The sequence below is a fragment of the Streptomyces sp. NPDC044002 genome (genome assembly GCF_056434525.1).
Genome location: NZ_JBWKEZ010000029.1, coordinates 79,523 through 98,687, shown reverse-complemented (window position 1 = coordinate 98,687; position 19,165 = coordinate 79,523). Strand labels below are relative to the sequence as shown.

Below are 19,165 nucleotides of genomic sequence, written 5' to 3'. Positions count from 1 at the left end.
CACCAACCACAGCCAACCCCCTCCCACACACCACTTGACGATCCATAGGAGCTTCAGGCCGGCACGACACGGAAGGACGATGGGACTGACGGGAAGCCCCCAACCTGCCCTGAGGCCGTCCGAGGGGACACCGCTCCCCGCCCCCCGGTCCGCAGACAAGGGGGCGGGTGGGCAAACACCGCCCCACCCCACGGGGTCGAGGGGGAGATAGCGGGCCCGAGGCGAAGCCCTCACCCCTCCCCCACCACCCCCGCCACCCCGCACCACACCCCCGCCCCCGCCGCCCACACCGGGCCGACGGCCTCCGTGCGGGCGGTGGCGGGGGTGTCCCGGGTCAGGCCCGGGAGGCGGACCAGGGTGCGGGATTCCCGGGCGTCCGGGACGGTGGGCGGGCGGTCGCGGAACTCGACCGTGGCGACGTACGAACCCTCGCCCCGGGCCTCCAGGACGGCCGTCACGCGCCGGCTCGGCGGGTCGATCCGGCACGCGGTGACCCGTACCTCCGGCGGGACGGAGGCCTGGCGGGAAGGGTCCGCGGGGCCGCCGCTGGCCCAGACGTAGAGCCCCAGCGGGGCGAACACCAGCAGGCCCGACAGGCAGACCATGCCCACCGCCCAGCCCTGCCACCTCAAACCAGACGTACTCACACCCATGCCCAGATCCTCCCGCCGCCCGCCCCCTCCCACCAGCACCCGCCCACCCATACAGCATTTCGAAGCGGGACCGTCTGGACACCCCGCGTTCACCCAACGCCGCGCGGAATGTGGGTTTCCGTGAGCAGGCTGCCCCCGTGAGACGCATCCTTGGAATCGCTCTGGCGGTCCTCCTGGTGGGCGGCGTTGTCGCCGTCATCTTCCTCGGGGGAACCGGAACATCAGAGGGCACGGCAACGAAGACCGTGCGTGGCGTCATCGGATCGGAGAAGTCCGAGTTCTTCCGCGATCCCGACGTCGTCAAGGCCCTTGCAGCCAAGGGCTACACCGTGAAGACCGAGACCTCGGGCTCCTGGGCCATGGACCAGCTGGCCCTCAAGGAGTACGACTTCGCCTTCCCCAGCAGCAGCGAGCCGGCCGACGAGATCGCCGCGAAGGCCGGGATGAAGGGCGCGCAGAGCGCGAAGCCCTTCTTCTCCCCGCTCGTGGTCATCGCCCGCGCCAACGCGGCCCGCGTCCTCGCCGACAACGGCCTCGCCAAGCTGAACGGCAAGAACACCGGCACCCTCCTGATGGAGCCCTTCCTCAAGGCGGCCGGCGAGGAACGCACCTGGCAGCAGCTCCCCGGCTCCTCGGCCCACACCGAACTGACCGGCACCGTCTTCATCAAGACCTCCGACCCCACCACCTCCAACTCCGGCGCCCTGTTCATCGGCGCCACCTCCAACGTGGCCAACAACAAGACGGTCGTCTCCGACGACGCCGGCATCGAACGCACCGCCCCCCTCCTCCGGAAGCTGATCTCCGTCCAGGGCTCCCTGGAGCCCAGTACCGACGGCCCCTTCCGTTCGTTCATCAGCGGCAGCGGCGAGCCGCTGGTCCTCGCCTACGAGGCGCAGGTCGCCGCGCTGCTGATGCAGAAGCAGGCCACCGGGGAGGCCGCGAGCATGGTCGTGCTGTACCCGGACACGACCGTGAACTCCCCGCACACCTTCGTACCGCTCGGCGAGAAGGCCAAGGACCTCGGCACGCTCCTCGCCACCGACAAGAGGCTGCGCGAGCTGGCCGTGCGGCACGGCTTCCGCCCCCAGGAGGGCACCGCCGAGTTCTCCGCCGCCACCACGCAGTACGCCGGGTACCTCAACCCGGAGCTGACCGGGATCCGCCAGGTCAGCGCTCCGACCGTGAAGGTCCTGACGGCGCTGGCAGCCCGCGCCAAGGGGCAGGGGGGCACGCCGTGACACCGACACCGCCGCCGCTGACACCGCCACCGACACCGCCCGAGGAAGGCCCGCTCGTGCTGACCGCGCCCGAGCCGGTGCCCGCCGTCCGCCGCGAGCAGGCCTCCGGCCTCGTCCCGCTCCAGGACGGCGTCCAGGAGGAGATGGCCCGCCGGGCCGGCGAGTACGTGGGCCGGCTCGCCGGCGTCGACGTCCGCTCGCCGGAGTTCGCGACCCGCATCGGCGACATCACCGCGCTCGGCTCCGCCGACATGCGCGCCGCCGCCAACCAGTCCAACCGGATGCTGGAGCGGGCCGTACGGTCCCTCGGCGCGGACGGCGGCGGCGACGCCCAGGCGCGGGTGGCGGGGTCGCTGGTCGAGCTGCGCCGCACCGTCGAGGACCTCGACCCGCGGGACGCGCCCGCCAAGGGGGCCCGCAGGCTGCTGGCGAAGCTGCCGGGCGGCAACAGGTTCCGCGACCACGTGGCCAAGTACGCCTCCTCCCAGGCCACCCTGAACCGGATCGTCGGCGCGCTGCGCGGCGGCCAGGACGAGCTGCGCCGCGACAACGCCGCCCTGCACACGGAGCGGGCCCGGCTGTGGGAGACGATGGGTAAGCTCCAGGAGTACGCGGTGCTCACCGGGGCCCTGGACGCGGCCGTCGAGCAGCGGATCGCCGAAGCCGAAGGCACCGACCCGGCCCAGGCGGACGCGCTCCGCGCCGACGTGCTCTTCCCCGTCCGCCAGAAGCACCAGGACCTGCTGACGCAGCTGGCGGTGTGCGCGCAGGGCTACCTGGCGATGGACGTGGTCCGGCGCAACAACGAGGAGCTGATCAAGGGCGTCGACCGGGCGGCGACGACCACGGTCTCGGCGCTGCGGATCGCGGTGATGCTGGCCTCGGCCCTCGACAACCAGCGCAAGGTGGTCGAGCAGGTCGACGCCCTGCGCGGCACCACCGAGGAGCTGATCCGGGGGAACGCGGAGATGCTGGCGACCCAGTCGGGCGAGATCCAGCGGATCGCTGCCGACCCGGCGGTGGGCGCGGAGACCCTCCGTACGGCCTTCGCGCAGATCTACAAGACCCTGGACGCGATCGACACGTTCAAGGTCCAGGCCACCGAGAGCATGGCGGCGACGGTGGAGTCCCTGACGGGCGAGCTGCAGGCGGCCTCGGCGCACCTGGCCCGCACCCGCACCGCGAACGCCCTGGAAGGCGGGGAGCGATGAGCGCGCGCACCACAAGGACGAACACGAACACGAACACGAACACGAGCACGAGCACGAGCACGAGGACGAGGACGAGGACGAGGACGAAGGCTCACACGGCACGGGTCCGCAGACGCCTCGCCGCGGCGGTGGTGCTGGCCGCGACCCTGCTGGGCGCGACGGCCTGCACCTCGGACGACCCCACTCCCACCTCCTCCTCGGGCGGCAACGGCACCAAGCCGCAGGAGTACAAGGAGGGCCGGCTCCGCGTGCTGGCCTCCAGCGAGCTGTCCGACATGGCGCAGATCCTGAAGGACGCGAAGACGGCCACCGGGGTCTCCGTCGACTTCACCTGGTCGGGGACGCTGGACGCGGCCGAGCAGGTGGCCTCGGGGAAGGCGGACGGCAGGTACGACGCGATCTGGCTGTCCTCCAACGACTACCTGCGGCTGCGTCCCGAGGCGGCCGCGAAGCTCGCCAACGAGACGCCGGTGATGTCCTCGCCGGTCGCCGTCGGCGTCAAGCCGGAGGCGCTGGCCCGTCTGGGCTGGAAGCCGGAGGAGGTGACCTGGTCGGCGGTCGAGGAGGCGGTGGCGGCCGGGAAGCTGACGTACGGGATGACGGACCCGGTGCGTTCGAACTCCGGGTTCTCCACCCTCGTCTCGGTGGCCTCGGGGCTGTCGGGCGCGCAGTCGGCGCTGACGGACGCGGACGTGCAGAAGGCCCGGCCGCGGCTGAAGGAGTTCTTCAAGGGGCAGAAGCTGACCTCCGGTTCCTCGGGCTGGCTCGTGACGGCGTACGCGAAGCGGGACGACGTGGACGCGCTGGTCAACTACGAGTCGGTGCTGCTGTCGATGAACGACCGGGCGAAGTCCCCGCTGAAGGTGATCCGCCCGAAGGACGGGGTGGTCACGGCGCACTATCCGCTGACGCTGCTGACCTCGGCCCCGGCGGGTGCGCGGGAGTCGGGCCGGCTGCTGACAGAGTACCTGCGGGGCGACGCGGCGCAGAAGGCGATCACGGAGAAGACGTTCCGGCGGCCGGTGGCGGCCGGGGTGGCGCCGGCGTCCGCGCTGGACCCAGCCGTGCGCCGCGAGCTGCCCTTCCCGGGCGCCCGGTCGGTGGCGGACGGGCTGCTGGCCTCGTACGAGAACGAGCTGCGGCGGCCCTCGCGGACGGTGTACGTGCTGGACACCTCGGGTTCGATGGAGGAGGCGGACCGGATCGGGCGGCTGCGTTCGGCGCTCACCGACCTGACGGGGACGGGGAGTTCGGGGACGGGGCAGCGGTTCCGGGACCGCGAGGAGGTGACGCTGCTGCCGTTCGGCGACAAGGTGAAGCGGGTGCTGACGCACGTCGTGGAGCCGGGCAATCCGGGGCCGGCCCTGGACGCGATCCGGGGTGACGTCAAGTCGCTGCGCCCGGAGGGCGGTACGGCCGTCTACGCCAGTCTGAAGGCCGCGTACCAGCACCTGGGGCAGGGCAACGCCGACGCGTTCACCTCGATCGTGCTGATGACGGACGGGCAGAGCGGGGACAAGGTGAAGGACTTCGACTCCTTCTACGCCGGGCTGCCGGAGGCGCAGAAGCGCACGCCGGTGTTCGCGGTGCTGTTCGGGGACTCGGACCGCAAGGAGCTGACGCACATCACGGAGCTGACCGGTGGCCGGCTCTTCGATGCGACGGACGGCAAGGGTTCGCTGGACGGGGCCTTCGAGGAGATCCGTGGCTACCAGTAGGGCGCTCGCGTACCTGGAGTCGAAGAAGAACCTGTGGGGCAGCGCCTGCGGGCTCCTCGGGCTGGGCCTGACGGTGGCCGGGGTGGCGGGCACGTACTGGCCGGCGGTGGTCGCGGGGCTGTACGGGGCGGGTGCGCTGATCGCGCCGCCCGACCGGACCCCGCCGCCGCCGTTCCCCGGCCCCGCGGAGCAGCTGGACCTCGTACGGGAGGACCTGGGCCGGCTGCGCGGGTACGTGGCGGAGGTGGAGCTGCCGCCGGCGGCCGAGGGGAAGCTGAGCGAGCTGCTGGACCTGTACGCGGCCCTGCTGGACCCGGGGTGGCCGGCGCAGGTCCTGGCGGCCGAACCGGAAGCGGTGCACTCGCTGGCGCGGGCGGTCCGGCTGGACGTGCCGGAGTGCGTGGACACGTACAACCGGACGCGCTGGTGGACCCGGCTGACGCCGGGCGGGGAGTCCCCTGAGCGGCATCTGGAGCGGCAGCTGTCGCTGCTTTCGGAGGAAGCGGAGCGGCTCACGGCGGAGCTGCAGGACCGGGAGGCCCTCCGGCAGCAGACGCATACGGCCTATCTGGAAGGCCGCAGGGAGTCCTGACGGCCGCCGGGCGGCGGGCGGCGGTCGCCCCGGCGGCGGGGCGGTCACCGGGGGGTGGCCGCCGGCCTGCCCGCGCGCGGGAGGAGGGACCACGGGGGCTCCGCCGCGGAGCCGTCGGGGTTCGGTTCGAGGACCAGGTCCATGAGCCGCCGGGTGCTGGGCAGCGGGCTGAGGCCGAGCTCTTCGCGCAGGATCCGCTCCAGTGCCCGGTAGGCCTGGAGCGCCTCGGTCCGGCGCCCGCACCGGTGGAGCGCGGCGATGAGGTGGCCGTGGAACCACTCGTGGTGCGGGTGGTCGTGGACCAGCAGGCGCAGTTCCGGGATCACTTCGCGGTAGCGGCCGAGCCGGACGGTGATCTCGATGTGCAGTTCCAGTGCCTGGACGTACAGCTCCTCCAGGCGTGCCCGGCGGCCGGCCAGGACGTGTCCGACGGGGATGTTGGAGACCAGTGGCCCGCGCCTGATGGCGAGGGCCCGCTTCATGTGGGCGGCGGCGGTTTCCGCGTCACCCCGGCCCAGTTCGGCGTCCGCGCGCAGGACGAGGTCTTCGAGTTCCCGGACGTCGGTGGCCTGGTGGTCTTCGAGGTGCAGCATGTACCCGGAGGGGCAGGTGATCAGGACGGGCCGGGAGGTTTCTCCGGCCGACAGTTCGTCGAGCCGCCTGCGGGCGTGGTGGATGTGGGTCTGGGCCGTCGCGAGGGCGGTGCGCGGGGGGCTTTCCTGCCAGAGTTCGCGGACCAGGGTGTCCGATCCGACGACTTCGCCCGGCTGGGTGGCGAGCAGGGCCAGGGCCTGGGCGACCTTGGGCGGTCCCGGGGTGTGGGACGTGCCGTCGGCCGTGACGATGAGGAAGGGTCCGAGGAGTCTCAGACGCATCGTGCACTCTCCTTTCCGGGGCCCGGACGCCCGCATCATCGAGGACCGTCGGAGGTTTCCATTGGTTCTCGGCAGCATAGCTTTGGTCTTCTTCCGGCCAGCGTCGGCGTGTTCCGGACGATCGGATTGCCTCCAAGGAGGCATGGGGGGTGCACCATAGGACGTCTGTCTGGATGCCTGTGGTTCTCCTAGATTCGTTGCCATGCCGCTGTTGATGCCGCAACCGATCACCTCCGACAACGGGTCCCGGCCCGATCTCCTCGACGATTGGCTGGCCGCCCACTCCACCCGCCCTGAGCGAAATCCCGAATTCCGTATTCTGGGTCCGCTCGAAATGCGCTACGGCGCTTCCGTTTACCGCCCCCGCGGTCCCAAGGTGCGCAAGCTGCTGGCCCTCCTCATCGTCCGGGCCAACGAAAACGTGCCGGTGGACCACCTGATCGACGAGCTGTGGGAAGGCGACCCGCCGGCCACGGCGGTCAACACGGTCCGCACGCACGTCTACCACCTGCGCCAGGAGCTCGGTCAGTGGCTCGGGCACGACGCGGTGCAGGACCTGCTGACCACGGAGGCGACCGGCTACTCGCTCAACGTGGAGGAGGGCCAGACCGATCTGGCCGTCTTCCGCAGGACCTGTGCCCTGGGCCGGCAGGAGTTGCGGTCCGGGCACCTGGAAGCGGCATACGAAAGCTTCGGCGACGCGCTCGGCATGTGGCGGGGTCCCGCCCTGGCCGACGTACGCCAGGGACACGTCCTCGCGGCACACGCCCGGGAGATCGAGGAGCTCCAGCTCCACGCCCAGGAGAAATGGATCGAAGTGGCCATGCGGCTGGGCTACTACCGCGAGGTCCTGCCCCAGCTGCGGAACCTGGTGGCCAGCCACCCCTACAACGAATGGCTGCACGCACGGCTGATCGACGCCCTGCACCAGTCCGGCCGGCGGGGCGACGCCCTGCGCGCGTTCCAGGACGTACGCACCGTCCTGGCCCACGAACTCGGCCTGGAACCCTCGGAGGACCTGAGGCGCGTGCAGCGGTGCGTACTGGTCGGCAGCCGCGCCTCCTGACCGGCCACCGGCCACCGGCCACCGGTCCGCCCCCTCCCCCGGAACTCCCCCGTTCCCCCCACCCCCCTTGCCCTTGCCCCGTACGTACGAGAGAAGGAAGAACAGTGTTCCGTTCACTGCCCTTAGCGGCAGCCGCAGCCGGCGTGGCCGTGCTCGCCTCCATCGCGCCGCTCGCGCTGCCGACCGTCGCCATGGCGGAGCCGGTCCCGGCGGCCGCCCAGTCCGTCAGCCTCCACCAGGGCGCCGACGTCATCACCGGCCGGGCCACCGAGCTCTACCCGGAGGGCATCGCCTGGGACCCGACCCGGCGTGCGTTCCTGGTCGGCTCCGCCTCCCAGGGCAACCTCTCCGTGATCGGCCAGGACGGCAGCATCAAGGAGCTGGCGCCGAGCATCGGCATGGTGTCGACCCTCGGCATCCGCGTGGACGTCGCCCGCAACCGCATCCTGGTCGCCTACAGCGACTTCTGGGTCCGCCAGCGCCTGGACGTCGGCAACCAGCCGCCGACCTCGGGCGTGGCCATCTTCGCCCTGGACACCGGCAAGCTGCAGCGCAAGGTGGACGTGGCGGGCGGGCGCGGACGCACCTTCGCCAACGACCTCACCTTCGACCGCCGCGGGAACATCTACGTCACGGACTCCGTGTCGGACACCATCCAGCGGATCGGCCTCGACGGCAAGGTCACCCCGCTGGTCACCGACCCCCGCTTCGCCGCCGACATCGTCGGCCTGAACGGGATCGTCTGGCACCCGGACGGCTACCTGCTCGCCGTGCGCTACGACACCGGCCTCATGTTCAAGATCAACCCGAGTGCGCCGGCGCACCGCCGGGTGACCGAGGTCAAGCTCCCGCGGCCGCTGGTCGGCACGGACGGCCTCGGGCTGCGCCCCGACGGCTCCCTGGTCGTCGTCACCAACTCGATCGGCGCCGCCGTGGGCGTGCCCGGCGGGGTGGACGCGGTGACCGTCCTGGAGTCGAAGGACGGCTGGCGCACCGCCGGCTTCAGCAAGCGGGTGGACCCGTGGGCCACCCAGGGCCCCACCACCGTCGCGGTGACCCCGCACGGCGACTACGTCCTCAGCGGTGACGTCGGCGAGCTGATGGCCGGCCGGACCTCGGACCTGGTCACCCTCCGCCGCATTCCGGGCTCGGAGTCCGGGGGGTACGACCGATGATGGCGACGAACAAGGGGCCGGCCGCCGTCTGGGCGCTGGTCGCCACTTCCCTGCCGATGTTCATGGTGTCGCTGGACAACCTGGTCGTCACCAACGCACTGCCCAAGATCGCCGAGCAGTTCAGCGTCAAGCAGTCCGAGCTGCAGTGGGTGATGAACGGCTACGTGCTGGCCTTCGCCGGTCTGCTGCTGGCGGGTGCGGCGCTGGGTGACCGCTTCGGCCGCCGCCGGGTCTTCCTGTGGGGCGTCGGGCTCTTCACGGCCTCGTCCATCGCCTGTGCGGTGGCCGACTCGGTCACCACCCTGGTGATCGCCCGAGTGCTCCAGGGCGCCGGTGCTGCCGCGATCCTGCCGGTCTCGCTCACCCTGGCCGTCGCCGCCGTCTCCCGGGAGCAGCGGAACATGGCCGTCGGTGTGTGGGGCGGCGTCAACGGCCTCGGCATCGCGGTCGGTCCGCTGGCCGGCGGCCTGGTGACCGAGCAGATCGACTGGAGCTGGATCTTCTGGATCAACGTGCCGGTCGGCATCATCGCCCTGCCCCTCGCCTTCTGGGCGGTCAAGGAGAGCAAGGGTGAGGAACGGAACCTGAACGTCCCCAGCATGGTGCTGGTCACCGGCTCGGTCGTGGCGGCCGTCTGGGGCATCGTCCACGCGGCGGACCACGGCTGGACCCAGAGCACCACGCTGATCGGACTCGGCGTCGCGGTGGTCCTGGCGGTCGCGTTCATCGTCAACGAACGCAGGAGCGCCAGCCCGCTGATCCCGCTGCACATGTACCGCGTCCCGGCCTTCGTGCTCAGCAACGTGGTGTCGATCACGATGTACTTCGGTGTCTTCGGATCGATCTTCTTCCTGAGCCAGTTCCTCCAGGGCCCGATGGGCTTCTCGCCCTTCGAGGCGGGACTGCGCACCCTTCCGTGGACCGTGGCCCCGATGATCGTGGTGCCCGCCGCGATGGGCTTCGTGGACCGCATCGGCGGTGGTGTCCTGCAGGCGGTGGGCTGTGCCCTCCAGGCCCTCGGCCTGGGCTGGATCGCCCTGATCGTGACACCGGACGTCGGCTACGGCGCCATGGTGCCCGCCCTCGCCCTGGCCGGCATCGGCATGGGCCTCGTCTTCGCCGGCAACCCCGCCACGGTCATCTCCGCGGTGCGGGAGAGCGAGCACAACAAGGCCTCCGGCGCGAACAACACCAGCCGCGAGTTCGGCGGTGCGCTGGGTGTCGCCGCCCTGACGGCGGTCTTCAGCCGGCAGTTCGCCGGCGCGGGCTCGGGCGACGCGGAGGCGGCCTTCACGGACAGCCTCCAGTCGGCGCTGTGGATCGGTACGGCGGTGGTCCTGCTGGGCGCGGTGAGCGCCCTGTTCATCAGGCGCCGTACGACGCAGGACAGCCCCGGGGCAGTCGAGCAGGAGCGGGTGTCGGTCCCGGTCGGCTGACCGGAGCCCTGCCCACCCGCAAGCCAACCGTTCACTTCGGAGAAGTGGTCTGGAGGGAAGACGTATGACCACGCAGGTGATTGAGGACGCCACCTCTTCTGTGATCCAGGACATCGACTACGGCCGCACCATCGAACGGGCACTCGTGCACCGTTCCGCGATTACCGAAGTCTTCGTCACGGATGTTCAAACGCTGCGGCCCATGGCGGTGACGGCTGGAATTCACCTTCCGCTGACCCATCTCTATTACAGTGACCACCGGTCGCGGCCCAAGCTGCACGATTCCCTGATTTTCCTGGAGGCGGGGCGACAGGTATCGATCGCGGGTTCCCACATTCACGTGGGAATTCCGATCGACACCATCGCCATCGTGAACACCTTCCAGTTTTCGATGAAGAACCTGTACGCTCTGGAAGTAGGCCGGGAAACCGGAACCCCGCGGATCGACACCGACTTCTTCGGTACTCCGGCCCGCAACGGCCGGTTCCGCAAGGGCCGGCTCGTACAGCGGATCTACATGGGTGACGTGCACGTCGGCGACCACTCCATGGACGTGCTCTTCCTGAAGAAGCACGAGAACGAGATCCTCCGCCAGGCGCAGCGCGGCACCCCGGCACCGATGAGCTCGGAGTTCACCGAGGACATCGTGTCCCGCACCGCCAAGCGCGTCGCCCCGGAACTGGTGGGCCGCGACAACCCGCTGAACGTCGTCCTCACCGAACCGGAGGTCACCGGCGACTCGGTCGTGGCCCAGGTCGTACCGCGCTTCGACAACCCGGCGCTGTTCGACCACGCCTACGACCACCTGCCGGCGATGACCCTGGTCGAGGCGGCCCGCCAGGTGGCGGTCTACTCCGCCGGCTCCGCCGGCCGGGCCCCCGGGGAAGCCCCCCTTCCGGTGTACGCCTCCGGTTTCGACGCGGAGTTCTACCGCTTCGCCGAGCTGGACGTACCCCTGACGGTGGTGGCGGACCGGGTGCCGGCCGGCCCCGAGCGCCACGTGATCCGCGTCCGGTTCCTCCAGGACTCGGAGGAGATCGCGGCCCTCACCGTCACCGTCGACGACGCATCCCGCATCCCGCAACCCCAGCCGAGGAACCACCATGCCTGACAGCACCGCGCCCCGACTGGCGATCTGGTCGGACTTCGGAGGCGTGCTCACCCCGCCGCTCCACCACACCATGGAGAAGTTCTGCGCCTCCATGGGCGTCGACCAGGCCGTCCTCGGGCGGGCCCTGGCCACCGTCACCGCCCGGTACGGCACCAGCGACATCATGGAGCCGATCGACACGCCGCTGGTGACCGAGGAGCAGTGGCTCGGCGAGATCGGCGACGTGCTGGAATCCGAGCACGGCGTCACCCTCCGCCTCACCACGATGGCGGACGCCTGGTTCGACGGGCGGGAGACCAACCACGCCTGGGTGTCCCAGCTGCGCAAGGCGCGGGACCGGGGAGCGTTCGTCGGAATGCTCTCGAACATGGTGCCCGCCTGGGACCAGCACTGGCGGCGGATGATCGAGCCCTCCGAGCTCTTCGACGACGTCCTGCTCTCCTTCGAGACGGGTCACCGCAAGCCGTCCCCCGGCATGTTCGCACTCGCCGCGCAGCGTGCGGGCGTCGCCCCGGAGCGCTGCGTGCTCGTGGACGACCTGCCGCACAACTGCGAGGGCGCCGAGGCGGCCGGATGGCGGGCGGTGCTCTTCACCGACGCCGAGAGCGCCGCCGCCCAGCTCGAATCCCTGTGGGACGAAGTCGCATGAGCCGAACGTCCCCGACACCGCCACCACCACAAGGCCCGTGGCGACACGACAAGAGGAGGTGCACATGAGTCGCTCCGTACTCGTCACCGGCGGAAACCGGGGCATCGGACTCGCCACCGCTGAGGCCTTGGCCGCCGAAGGGAACAAGGTCGCGATCACCTACCGCAACGGGGAGCCGCCTCCCGGCTTCTACGCCGTGCGGTGCGACGTGACCAACCCCGACGACGTCAGGGCAGCGGTCGAGGACGTGGCCATCCAGCAGGGCCCGGTCGAGGTGCTGGTCTCCAACGCCGGCATCACCCGCGACCAGCTGCTGATCGGCATGCCGGACGAGGACTTCCGGGCGGTGATGGAGACCAACTTCCAGGCCGCCGTCACCGTCACCCGCGAGGTCATCCCCGCGATGATCAAGGCCCGCTGGGGCCGCCTGATCTACATGTCGTCGATGAGCGGCATGGCCGGCGCCCCCGGCCAGACCAACTACGCCTCCTCCAAGGCGGCGCTGATCGGCTTCGCCCGGTCGCTCGCCATCGAGGTGGGCCGCCGCAACATCACGGTCAACGTGGTGTCGCCCGGCCTGATCGAGACCGACATGGTCCAGGACATCACCGACACCCGCCGGGAGCAGGCCCTGGCCAGGACCGCCCTGGCCCGCCCCGGTACCGCCGCGGAGGTCGCCGCCGCAGTGCGCTTCCTCGCCGGCGACGACGCCTCGTACGTGACCGCGGGCGTCATCCCGGTCACCGGCGGCCTGGGCGCCGGCCACTGAGCCGGCCCCGTACCCACTGACCACTGACCCACCCGAACACATCCCAACCAATTCAGGAGCAATGCGATGAGCAACGAAGCACTCGAACTCGCCATGGAGATGGGCAAGGTCTTCAACGACCTCAACGAGGAGGCCGCCCACAAGTACATCGGCGCCGAGTTCGTCGACCACGAGGCCCCTCCCGGCACCCCGGGCGGCCCGCTCGGCTACCTCGGCACCGCCCGCTGGGTCCACAGCGCCTTCGCCGACGCCAAGTGGGAGCACCTGGACAGCTTCTCCGAAGGCGACCGCGCCATCCTGCGGCTGCGCTTCACCGGCAAGCACGTCGGCAACTTCCTCGGCTTCGAGGCCTCCCAGCGCGAGATCGACGTCGAGCAGACCCACATCTACCGGATCGAGAACGGGCTGGTCGTCGAGCACTGGGGCTACCGCCAGGACCTGCTGATGCTGGCGCAGATGGGTGCCATCACCCTCCAGCCGCCGACGGCCCCGGCCGCGTAGTTCCCCGCACCGCCCGCCCCATCCCACAGCCACATCCCATCCAGGAAGAGGAAACGTCATGAGCGCCCAGACTGTCGACCTGAGAACTGACCTCGAGGCCCAGGTCCGCGAGATCGTCAACGAGGAGCTGGAGCTGGAGGACGGTGAGCTGACCTACGACGGCCACTTCATCGACGACTACGAGAGCGACTCCCTCACCCTCATCACGGTCGTCTCCCGCATCGAGAAGGAGCTCGGCTACGTCATCCCCAAGGAGGAGCTGGAGTCCCTGGAGACGCTGCGCGCCCTCCTGGTGGCCGTCGAAGGATGCGCGGGCAACTGATGTCTGACACGCCCTTGCGACGAGTCGTCATCACGGGACTCGGAGCTGTCAGCCCGGTCGGCATCGGTGCGGAAGTCTTCGCCGGTGCCGTCCGGGCGGGGCGGATCGGCATCGAGCCGATCCGCAGCTTCGACGCCACCCCGTTCCCCAGCCGGAACGCCGGCGAGGTCAACGACTTCGAGCCGACGGAGATGCTGCGCAACCTCGACCCCGACAGGTGGGGACGCAGCGGACTCCTCGCGGCAGCGGCGGCCCGCCTGGCCGTGGAGGACTCCGGCATCGAGCCCGAGCTCCTCTCCCGGAGCCGTTCCGGCTCCATCATGGGCACCACCAGCGGCGAGTCCGGGGTCGGCCAGAGCCTGGGCGGCCAGTGGCTCACCCAGGGCCTCAAGGGCCTGGAGCCCCGTCTGGTCGAGCAGATGCCGGCCAGCCAGATCGCCAACGCGGTGAACGCCGAACTCGGACTGTCCGGCGACGCCCAGACCATCCCGACCGCCTGTTCGGCCAGCAACTACGCGCTGGGCTACGCCTTCGACATGGTGCGCAGCGGCGAGGCCGACTTCATGCTGGCCGGCGGCGCGGACGTGGTGAACCGGCTGACCCACTCCGGCTTCTACGCCCTGGGCGCCATGGCCGCGGACCTGCCGCGGCCGTTCGACGCCAACCGGGCCGGCATCGTCACCGGCGAGGGCGGAGCGGCCCTGCTGCTCGAACCCCTCGACCACGCGCTGGCCCGCGGTGCCCGCATCTACGCGGAGGTGCTCGGCTACGCCGCGAACTGCGACGCCGAGCACATGGTGCACCCGGACGCGACGAGCATCGCCGCGTGCATCCGGGCCGCCCACCGCAACGCCGGGGTCACCCCGGAGCAGATCGACTACATCTGCGCGCACGGCACGGGTACGCCCACCAACGACTCGACCGAGGTGAACGCGGTCCGCCAGGTCTTCGGTGACCGGCTGCCGCCCATCAGCTCGCTCAAGTCCATGCTCGGCCACACCATGGGCGCGGCCAGCGGCTTCGGTGCGATCGCCTCCTGCAAGGCCCTGGAGCAGGGGTTCCTGCCGCCCACGGCCAACCTGCTGGAGATCGACCCGGAGCTGGGTCCCGGCGTGGACGTCGTTCCCGGCCGGGGACGCGACGCCCAGGTGGAGATCGTCCAGAACCACGGTTTCGCCTTCGGCGGCAACAACGTCATCACCATTCTCGGGAGGTACTCGTGACCACAGCGGCGCCCGTGCGGCCGTTGACCGTAGTCAGCGCCGGGGTCGTCTCCAGCGCCGGCTACGGCCTGGCCCCCCTGGCCGCCCTGCTGAGCGGGGAGGCCGTGCCGGGCGCCGGCGCCGGAACCGACGCGGAGGACTACCCTCCGCGTCCGGTCCGGCCGGTTCCCGACTTCAAGCTCGCCGACCACCTGGGTCGCAAGGGCATCAAGTACCTGGACCGCCTCACCGGCCTGAGCCTGGTCGCCTGCAAGCAGGCGCTGGAATCGGCCGGTCCGGGCGGGGCCGGCGAGGAGCCGGCCCGGACCGGTGTGGTGCTGGCCACCAACACCGGCAGCATCTCCGGGTACACCGACCTGCTGTACGACACGCTGACGCTGGACAAGCCGCAGCTCATCAACCCCGGCAAGTTCTCCCACAGCGTGATGAACGTCAGCGCCGGGCAGATGGCCATCCGGCACGGGTTCAAGGGCCTGAACGCCACGGTGGCCGGCGGGCGCAGCGCCAGTCTCTACGCCTTCCGCCACGCCCGGATGGCCATGTCGGTCGGGCACGCCGACCGGCTGCTGGTGGGCGGTTCCGAGGAGCTCAGCGCTCCGACGGCCTGGGCGTGGCACCACGCCGGGACGCTGGACGAGCGGGCGTCGGTCGGCGAGGGCTCGGCCATCTTCGTCGTCACGTCCGATCCGACCGCCGAGGAGCAGGAGAGCGCCCTCGCGGACCTCCTGGCCTGTGAGGTCGGCTACAACAGCTGGACGGGCGTCAGCCAGCGCCAGGAGGGGCAGCGCGGGCTGGCGAACGGGCTGGCCGCGGCCATCACCCGGGTGCTGGACCGCAGTGGGGTCCGGGCCGAGGACGTGGACGTGGTGTCCCTGGGCGCCACCCACCACGTGGGGCTGGAGCGGCTGGAGGAGCGCGCGGTCCGTCTCGCGCTCGGGCACCTGCCGCAGCAGGTGCGCGTCGGCGAGGTGCTGGGCGAGACGTACAGCGCCAGTGGCGCCATGCAGCTCGCGGGCCTGCTCGCCCACTGGCGGAACGAGCCGGCCGACCGGCCTCGGATCGGCCTGGTCACGTCGGTCGGCCATGACGGGAACGCCGGTGCGCTGATCGTGCGCAGCCGGGTCTGAGTGCACAGCGCGAGAAGGGGACGGTTACCCGTGGATCGGGATGAGTGGGACGCCATCGTCGTCGGCAGCGGCATCGGCGGTCTGGTGTGCGCGGGGTACCTCGCGGCCGACGGCCGGCGGGTGCTCGTGCTGGAACAGCACGACGTGGCGGGCGGCAACAGCCACGTCTTCCGCCGCCGCCGGGCTTACGAGTTCGACGTGGGCGTCCACTATCTCGGCGACTGCGGTCCGGACGGGGTGCTGCCCGCGATCCTCTCCGGCCTCGGTCTGGGCGGGCGGGTCTCCTTCCGGGAGATGGACCAGGACGGCTTCGACCAGATCGCGTTGCCGGACCTGACCGTGGACGTCCCGACGGGCTGGGACAGGTACGCGAAGCGGCTGTCGGAGGCGCTTCCGGAGGATGCCGCGGGCATCCTGCTGTTCACCGACGTGTGTGCCGCGATCGCGGACGAGACCCGTTCGCTGATGCTGTCGCGGGACGAGCTGTCCGTGGCCGACCTGATGGCCCGCACGCCGGTGACGGCCCGCTGGGGACGCCGTACGGTCTCCGAGCTGTTCGACCACTGCGGCCTGTCCCCGCGGGCGCGGACGGTCCTGGCCGCCCAGTCGCCCAACTACGGGATGGGTGCGCGGCAGGCCGTCGTGTCCATGCACGCGGCCGTCACCGACCACTACCTGCGGGGCGCCTACTACCCGGAGGGCGGTGGCCAGGTGCTGGCGGCCTCGCTGGTCGAGGCGCTGGAGGCGCACGGCGGCGAGCTCCGCACCCGGAGCCGGGTCGGCCGGATCCTCGTCGAGGACGGCAGGGCCGCCGGGGTGGAGATGAGGGACGGCGAGGTGCTCAGGGCGCCCCTCGTGATCTCGAACGCGGACTACCGCAGGACCGTGCTGGACCTCGTGGGCGAGGAGCACTTCGGGCGCCGGCTGGTGGCCAAGACCCGGCAGGCGGAGATGGCGCTGCCCTTCGCGACGCTCTACATCGCGCTGGACCGGGAGCTGCCGGCCCGTCCGAACGCGAACCTGTGGTGGTACCGGAACGACGACATCGAGGCCGCCTTCCAGGACCTGGCCGACGAGCGCGTCGACGAGGTGCCGCTCCTGTTCTTCTCCTTCGCTTCGCTGAAGGATCCGGGCGCGCGCAACGTGTGCCCGCCCGGGCACAGCAACTTCCAGGTGATGACGCTCTGTCCGCCCGGGTACGAGTTCTGGGGCGTCAACGAGGGGCCCGCGGCCGGGGAGCGGTACCGGCGCAACGCGGGCTACCAGGACCGCAAGGCGCAGCTGACCGAGGCGATGCTGAGGGCGGCGGAGGAGGCGATCGGACCCTTCCGGGAGCACATCGTGCACCTGGAAGCGGCGACGCCGATCTCGCACGAGCGGTACACGCTCGCGACCGGCGGGACGCCCTACGGGCTGGCCCACTGGGGCGGCGTCGGCGGCCGGCCCGACACGGCCACCACCGTCGAGGGCCTGTACGTGGTGGGCGCCAGCACCCGGTACGGCAGCGGGATCACCGGTGCCGCCGTCGGCGGGATGGCCTGTGCCGGCCAGATCACGGGGCGCCGGCTGCTCGCCGAGGTCCACGCGGGCGCGGTGCTGGGCGACCCGGGCCTGCTCCCGCCGCGCGCGGCGGACTGGGACCCGCTCGCCGTGTCCCGCGGGGCCGGCCGGCAGGGTGCGCGCGGCCTGGCCAGGATCGGCTGAGGTCAGCCGACGTCGCCCAGGCTGGGTCTGCGGACGATCAGCTGGGCGTCGATGGCCTTGTTGACCGCGTCCACCCTGGACACCGCTTCGAGCTTCTCGAAGATGTTGCGGAGGTGCCGTTTGACGGTGCCTTCCGCGACGCCGAGCTCACTGGCGATCTGCCGGTTGCTCATGGCGTGCGCCACCAGCGTCAGGACCTCTCGCTCCCTCGGCGAGAGGCCCGAGGGCGCCGGCGCGAAGGCACTGGGACGACCCTGCTGCGGCACCGCGATGATGGTGTGCGGATCCACGTTGCGGATGTTGCGGATCGCCGAGAGCAGGGTCTCGTGGTGCGTGCTCTTGTGCAGGTAGCTCCTGGCTCCCTGGCGCAGCAGCTCCTGGATGAGCTGCGGATCACCATGCATGCTGAGTATCAGGACCTGCAGATCGGGCAGGGCCCGGCTCAGCTCCCCCACCACGGTGGGTGCATGGTGATTCGGCATTTCCACGTCCAGCAGCACGACTTCCGCCCGGTGCTCGACGGCCAGCTCGACGAGGGCGGCCGACGAGTCGGTCTGGGCGACGACGCGCAGGTCCCCCTGCAGGTCCAGCAGCTCGCACAGGGCGTTGCGCAGGAGGGAGTGGTCGTCGACGGCGATGATCCGGATGGGGTCGGCCTCAGACGCCGGGTTCGCCATGACTGCCTCCGAGGAACGGAACGGTGATGGTGATCTGGGTGCCGCTGCCGGGGGAGCTGATGAGCTTCACGCTCCCGTCGAGCAGTCCGGCGCGCTCGTAGAGCGACCTCAGGCCGTTGCCGCTGCGCAGGTGGGGTTCGAACCCGACTCCGTTGTCCTGGACCCGCGCGACCACGTTGCGTCCCTCGATGCCCACGTCGACGGTGGCCACGGAGGCGTCGGCGTGGGCGAGCATGTTGCGCAGGCATTCGCGCACCATGAGGAAGAGGGCGTCTCCCATGCCCATGGCCGCGATGACGCAGTCCACGTCGTCGTCGACGTGGACGTGCACGACCGGGTGGGAGACGTCCGCCGCGGCGAGGTAGCCGAGCAGCGCGGACTTGAGCTCGTGGGGCGCGTCGAAGTCGCTGCGCAGGCCGTCGACGAGGTCCCGGGTGCTGTTCATGGTCTCGATGAGGGTGCGCTTGAGGTGTCCGATGCGCTCTTCGTGTTCCAGTCCCTGTTCGCCGGCTCCGCGCCTCAGCATGACCTCCAGCAGTTCCAGCTGGCGCAGCGCGAGGCTGGTGTGGTTGCCGATGCGGTCGTGGACCTCCCGGGACAGTTCGCGCTGGTTGTGCAGGGTGCTCAGGAGCTCGATGGCCGGCTTTTCGAGGCTCCGGTGGAGGACGGTGTGCAGGTCGGTGAGGACCTGGGCCAGGCGCCGGCTGTCCCGGGGGGCCGGGAAGACCTCGCACAGGACCTCGGAGATGACGCCGAAGAGGGTGCGGGCCGCGTGGATGCAGTGGAGGGCGGCCTGGTCGCGCTCTCGTGGGGTGCTGTAGCTCCGCCGGAGGTCGAGTCCGGCGCCTCCGGTGGCCGGCAGCCGTCCGAGCTGCAGGGAGAACAGGCACTCCGCGAAGACTTCGAGTGCGTACCTGCTGGTGTGCCACCAGTGTTCGGGATCGGTGCCGAAGGGGCTGCGGTCCATGATGAGCCGCTGCCGGTATGTCTGGATCATGTCGGACTGTCGTGCGATGAAGTCGGGTGTCGGGTCGAATGCGATTCCGACCCAGGCCGTCCTGTCCTTCTCGTTCGTCGAGGCCATTTTTTGCCATTCCCCCCGTTGCCGCATTCGC

Annotated in this window: 19 protein-coding genes; 15 read left to right on the top strand and 4 right to left on the bottom strand. The window is 70.9% G+C overall.

What is annotated here, in order from left to right:
• Window positions 1-230 precede the first annotated feature (230 nt).
• Window positions 231-653: a hypothetical protein gene (locus AC07A6_RS22200; protein WP_478778219.1), complete on the bottom strand. Its 423-nt coding sequence runs from the start codon at window positions 651-653 to the stop codon at window positions 231-233.
• A 137-nt stretch (window positions 654-790) separates the two neighbouring features.
• Here AC07A6_RS22200 and AC07A6_RS22195 point away from each other — a divergent pair, with 137 nt between their 5' ends.
• From AC07A6_RS22195 to AC07A6_RS22180, 4 genes are read left to right on the top strand one after another with little or no spacing between them, the layout of a single operon-like run.
• Window positions 791-1,894 (top strand): hypothetical protein, encoded by a 1,104-nt coding sequence (locus AC07A6_RS22195; protein WP_478778218.1) that lies wholly within the window; start codon window positions 791-793, stop codon window positions 1,892-1,894.
• Window positions 1,891-3,105, top strand: coding sequence for a toxic anion resistance protein (locus AC07A6_RS22190; RefSeq protein ID WP_478778217.1), 1,215 nt, complete (start codon window positions 1,891-1,893; stop codon window positions 3,103-3,105). The genes AC07A6_RS22195 and AC07A6_RS22190 overlap by 4 nt, the downstream gene beginning before the upstream one ends.
• A complete protein-coding gene (locus tag AC07A6_RS22185; RefSeq protein WP_478778216.1) occupies window positions 3,102-4,823 on the top strand; it encodes a substrate-binding and vWA domain-containing protein in 1,722 nt (573 codons plus the stop codon). The genes AC07A6_RS22190 and AC07A6_RS22185 overlap by 4 nt, the downstream gene beginning before the upstream one ends.
• Complete coding sequence (locus AC07A6_RS22180) at window positions 4,810-5,415, top strand: hypothetical protein (RefSeq protein WP_478778215.1); 606 nt, start codon at window positions 4,810-4,812, stop codon at window positions 5,413-5,415. The genes AC07A6_RS22185 and AC07A6_RS22180 overlap by 14 nt, the downstream gene beginning before the upstream one ends.
• 44 nt (window positions 5,416-5,459) lie before the next feature.
• Here AC07A6_RS22180 and AC07A6_RS22175 read toward each other — a convergent pair whose 3' ends face one another.
• A complete protein-coding gene (locus tag AC07A6_RS22175; protein WP_362465691.1) occupies window positions 5,460-6,290 on the bottom strand; it encodes an AfsR/SARP family transcriptional regulator in 831 nt (276 codons plus the stop codon).
• 334 nt (window positions 6,291-6,624) lie between these two features.
• Between AC07A6_RS22175 and AC07A6_RS22170 the strand changes: the two genes are divergently transcribed.
• From AC07A6_RS22170 to AC07A6_RS22120, 11 genes are all read left to right on the top strand, one after another.
• Entirely contained in the window at window positions 6,625-7,356 is a 732-nt protein-coding gene (locus AC07A6_RS22170; RefSeq protein ID WP_386271269.1) for an AfsR/SARP family transcriptional regulator, read from the top strand.
• A gap of 104 nt (window positions 7,357-7,460) precedes the next feature.
• Window positions 7,461-8,531: an SMP-30/gluconolactonase/LRE family protein gene (locus tag AC07A6_RS22165; protein WP_478778214.1), complete on the top strand. Its 1,071-nt coding sequence runs from the start codon at window positions 7,461-7,463 to the stop codon at window positions 8,529-8,531.
• Entirely contained in the window at window positions 8,528-9,967 is a 1,440-nt protein-coding gene (locus tag AC07A6_RS22160) for an MFS transporter (protein WP_362465700.1), read from the top strand. The genes AC07A6_RS22165 and AC07A6_RS22160 overlap by 4 nt, the downstream gene beginning before the upstream one ends.
• A gap of 64 nt (window positions 9,968-10,031) precedes the next feature.
• Window positions 10,032-11,078, top strand: a complete 1,047-nt coding sequence (locus AC07A6_RS22155; RefSeq protein WP_478778213.1) for an AfsA-related hotdog domain-containing protein — start codon at window positions 10,032-10,034, stop codon at window positions 11,076-11,078.
• Window positions 11,071-11,727 (top strand): HAD family hydrolase, encoded by a 657-nt coding sequence (locus AC07A6_RS22150; protein ID WP_478778212.1) that lies wholly within the window; start codon window positions 11,071-11,073, stop codon window positions 11,725-11,727. The genes AC07A6_RS22155 and AC07A6_RS22150 overlap by 8 nt, the downstream gene beginning before the upstream one ends.
• A 64-nt stretch (window positions 11,728-11,791) precedes the next feature.
• Window positions 11,792-12,496, top strand: a complete 705-nt coding sequence (locus AC07A6_RS22145; RefSeq protein ID WP_185910983.1) for an SDR family oxidoreductase — start codon at window positions 11,792-11,794, stop codon at window positions 12,494-12,496.
• Between the two features lie 66 nt (window positions 12,497-12,562).
• Window positions 12,563-12,997: an ester cyclase gene (locus AC07A6_RS22140; protein ID WP_362465709.1), complete on the top strand. Its 435-nt coding sequence runs from the start codon at window positions 12,563-12,565 to the stop codon at window positions 12,995-12,997.
• 58 nt (window positions 12,998-13,055) lie between these two features.
• Window positions 13,056-13,319: an acyl carrier protein gene (locus AC07A6_RS22135; protein ID WP_007266164.1), complete on the top strand. Its 264-nt coding sequence runs from the start codon at window positions 13,056-13,058 to the stop codon at window positions 13,317-13,319.
• Window positions 13,319-14,542 (top strand): beta-ketoacyl-[acyl-carrier-protein] synthase family protein, encoded by a 1,224-nt coding sequence (locus tag AC07A6_RS22130; protein ID WP_362465713.1) that lies wholly within the window; start codon window positions 13,319-13,321, stop codon window positions 14,540-14,542. The genes AC07A6_RS22135 and AC07A6_RS22130 overlap by 1 nt, the downstream gene beginning before the upstream one ends.
• Entirely contained in the window at window positions 14,539-15,669 is a 1,131-nt protein-coding gene (locus AC07A6_RS22125; protein WP_478778211.1) for a beta-ketoacyl synthase N-terminal-like domain-containing protein, read from the top strand. Before AC07A6_RS22130 ends, AC07A6_RS22125 begins: the two co-directional genes overlap by 4 nt.
• Before the next feature lie 30 nt (window positions 15,670-15,699).
• A complete protein-coding gene (locus tag AC07A6_RS22120) occupies window positions 15,700-17,373 on the top strand; it encodes a phytoene desaturase family protein (protein ID WP_478778210.1) in 1,674 nt (557 codons plus the stop codon).
• A 2-nt stretch (window positions 17,374-17,375) separates the two neighbouring features.
• On the opposite strand, the gene AC07A6_RS22115 is transcribed toward AC07A6_RS22120, so the two are convergent.
• Entirely contained in the window at window positions 17,376-18,050 is a 675-nt protein-coding gene (locus AC07A6_RS22115) for a response regulator transcription factor (protein WP_362465722.1), read from the bottom strand.
• Window positions 18,031-19,047 (bottom strand): sensor histidine kinase, encoded by a 1,017-nt coding sequence (locus AC07A6_RS22110; protein ID WP_362465725.1) that lies wholly within the window; start codon window positions 19,045-19,047, stop codon window positions 18,031-18,033. Before AC07A6_RS22110 ends, AC07A6_RS22115 begins: the two co-directional genes overlap by 20 nt.
• Window positions 19,048-19,165: the final 118 nt, after the last annotated feature.

Coding starts and splice junctions, on each gene's coding strand:
- AC07A6_RS22200 (WP_478778219.1), bottom strand. CDS start 653: ATGGGTGTGAGTACGTCTGGTTTGAGGTGGCAGGGCTGGGCGGTGGGC.
- AC07A6_RS22185 (WP_478778216.1), top strand. CDS start 3,102: ATGAGCGCGCGCACCACAAGGACGAACACGAACACGAACACGAACACG.
- AC07A6_RS22175 (WP_362465691.1), bottom strand. CDS start 6,290: ATGCGTCTGAGACTCCTCGGACCCTTCCTCATCGTCACGGCCGACGGC.
- AC07A6_RS22170 (WP_386271269.1), top strand. CDS start 6,625: ATGCGCTACGGCGCTTCCGTTTACCGCCCCCGCGGTCCCAAGGTGCGC.
- AC07A6_RS22160 (WP_362465700.1), top strand. CDS start 8,528: ATGATGGCGACGAACAAGGGGCCGGCCGCCGTCTGGGCGCTGGTCGCC.
- AC07A6_RS22155 (WP_478778213.1), top strand. CDS start 10,032: ATGACCACGCAGGTGATTGAGGACGCCACCTCTTCTGTGATCCAGGAC.
- AC07A6_RS22150 (WP_478778212.1), top strand. CDS start 11,071: ATGCCTGACAGCACCGCGCCCCGACTGGCGATCTGGTCGGACTTCGGA.
- AC07A6_RS22145 (WP_185910983.1), top strand. CDS start 11,792: ATGAGTCGCTCCGTACTCGTCACCGGCGGAAACCGGGGCATCGGACTC.
- AC07A6_RS22140 (WP_362465709.1), top strand. CDS start 12,563: ATGAGCAACGAAGCACTCGAACTCGCCATGGAGATGGGCAAGGTCTTC.
- AC07A6_RS22135 (WP_007266164.1), top strand. CDS start 13,056: ATGAGCGCCCAGACTGTCGACCTGAGAACTGACCTCGAGGCCCAGGTC.
- AC07A6_RS22130 (WP_362465713.1), top strand. CDS start 13,319: ATGTCTGACACGCCCTTGCGACGAGTCGTCATCACGGGACTCGGAGCT.
- AC07A6_RS22115 (WP_362465722.1), bottom strand. CDS start 18,050: ATGGCGAACCCGGCGTCTGAGGCCGACCCCATCCGGATCATCGCCGTC.
- AC07A6_RS22110 (WP_362465725.1), bottom strand. CDS start 19,047: ATGATCCAGACATACCGGCAGCGGCTCATCATGGACCGCAGCCCCTTC.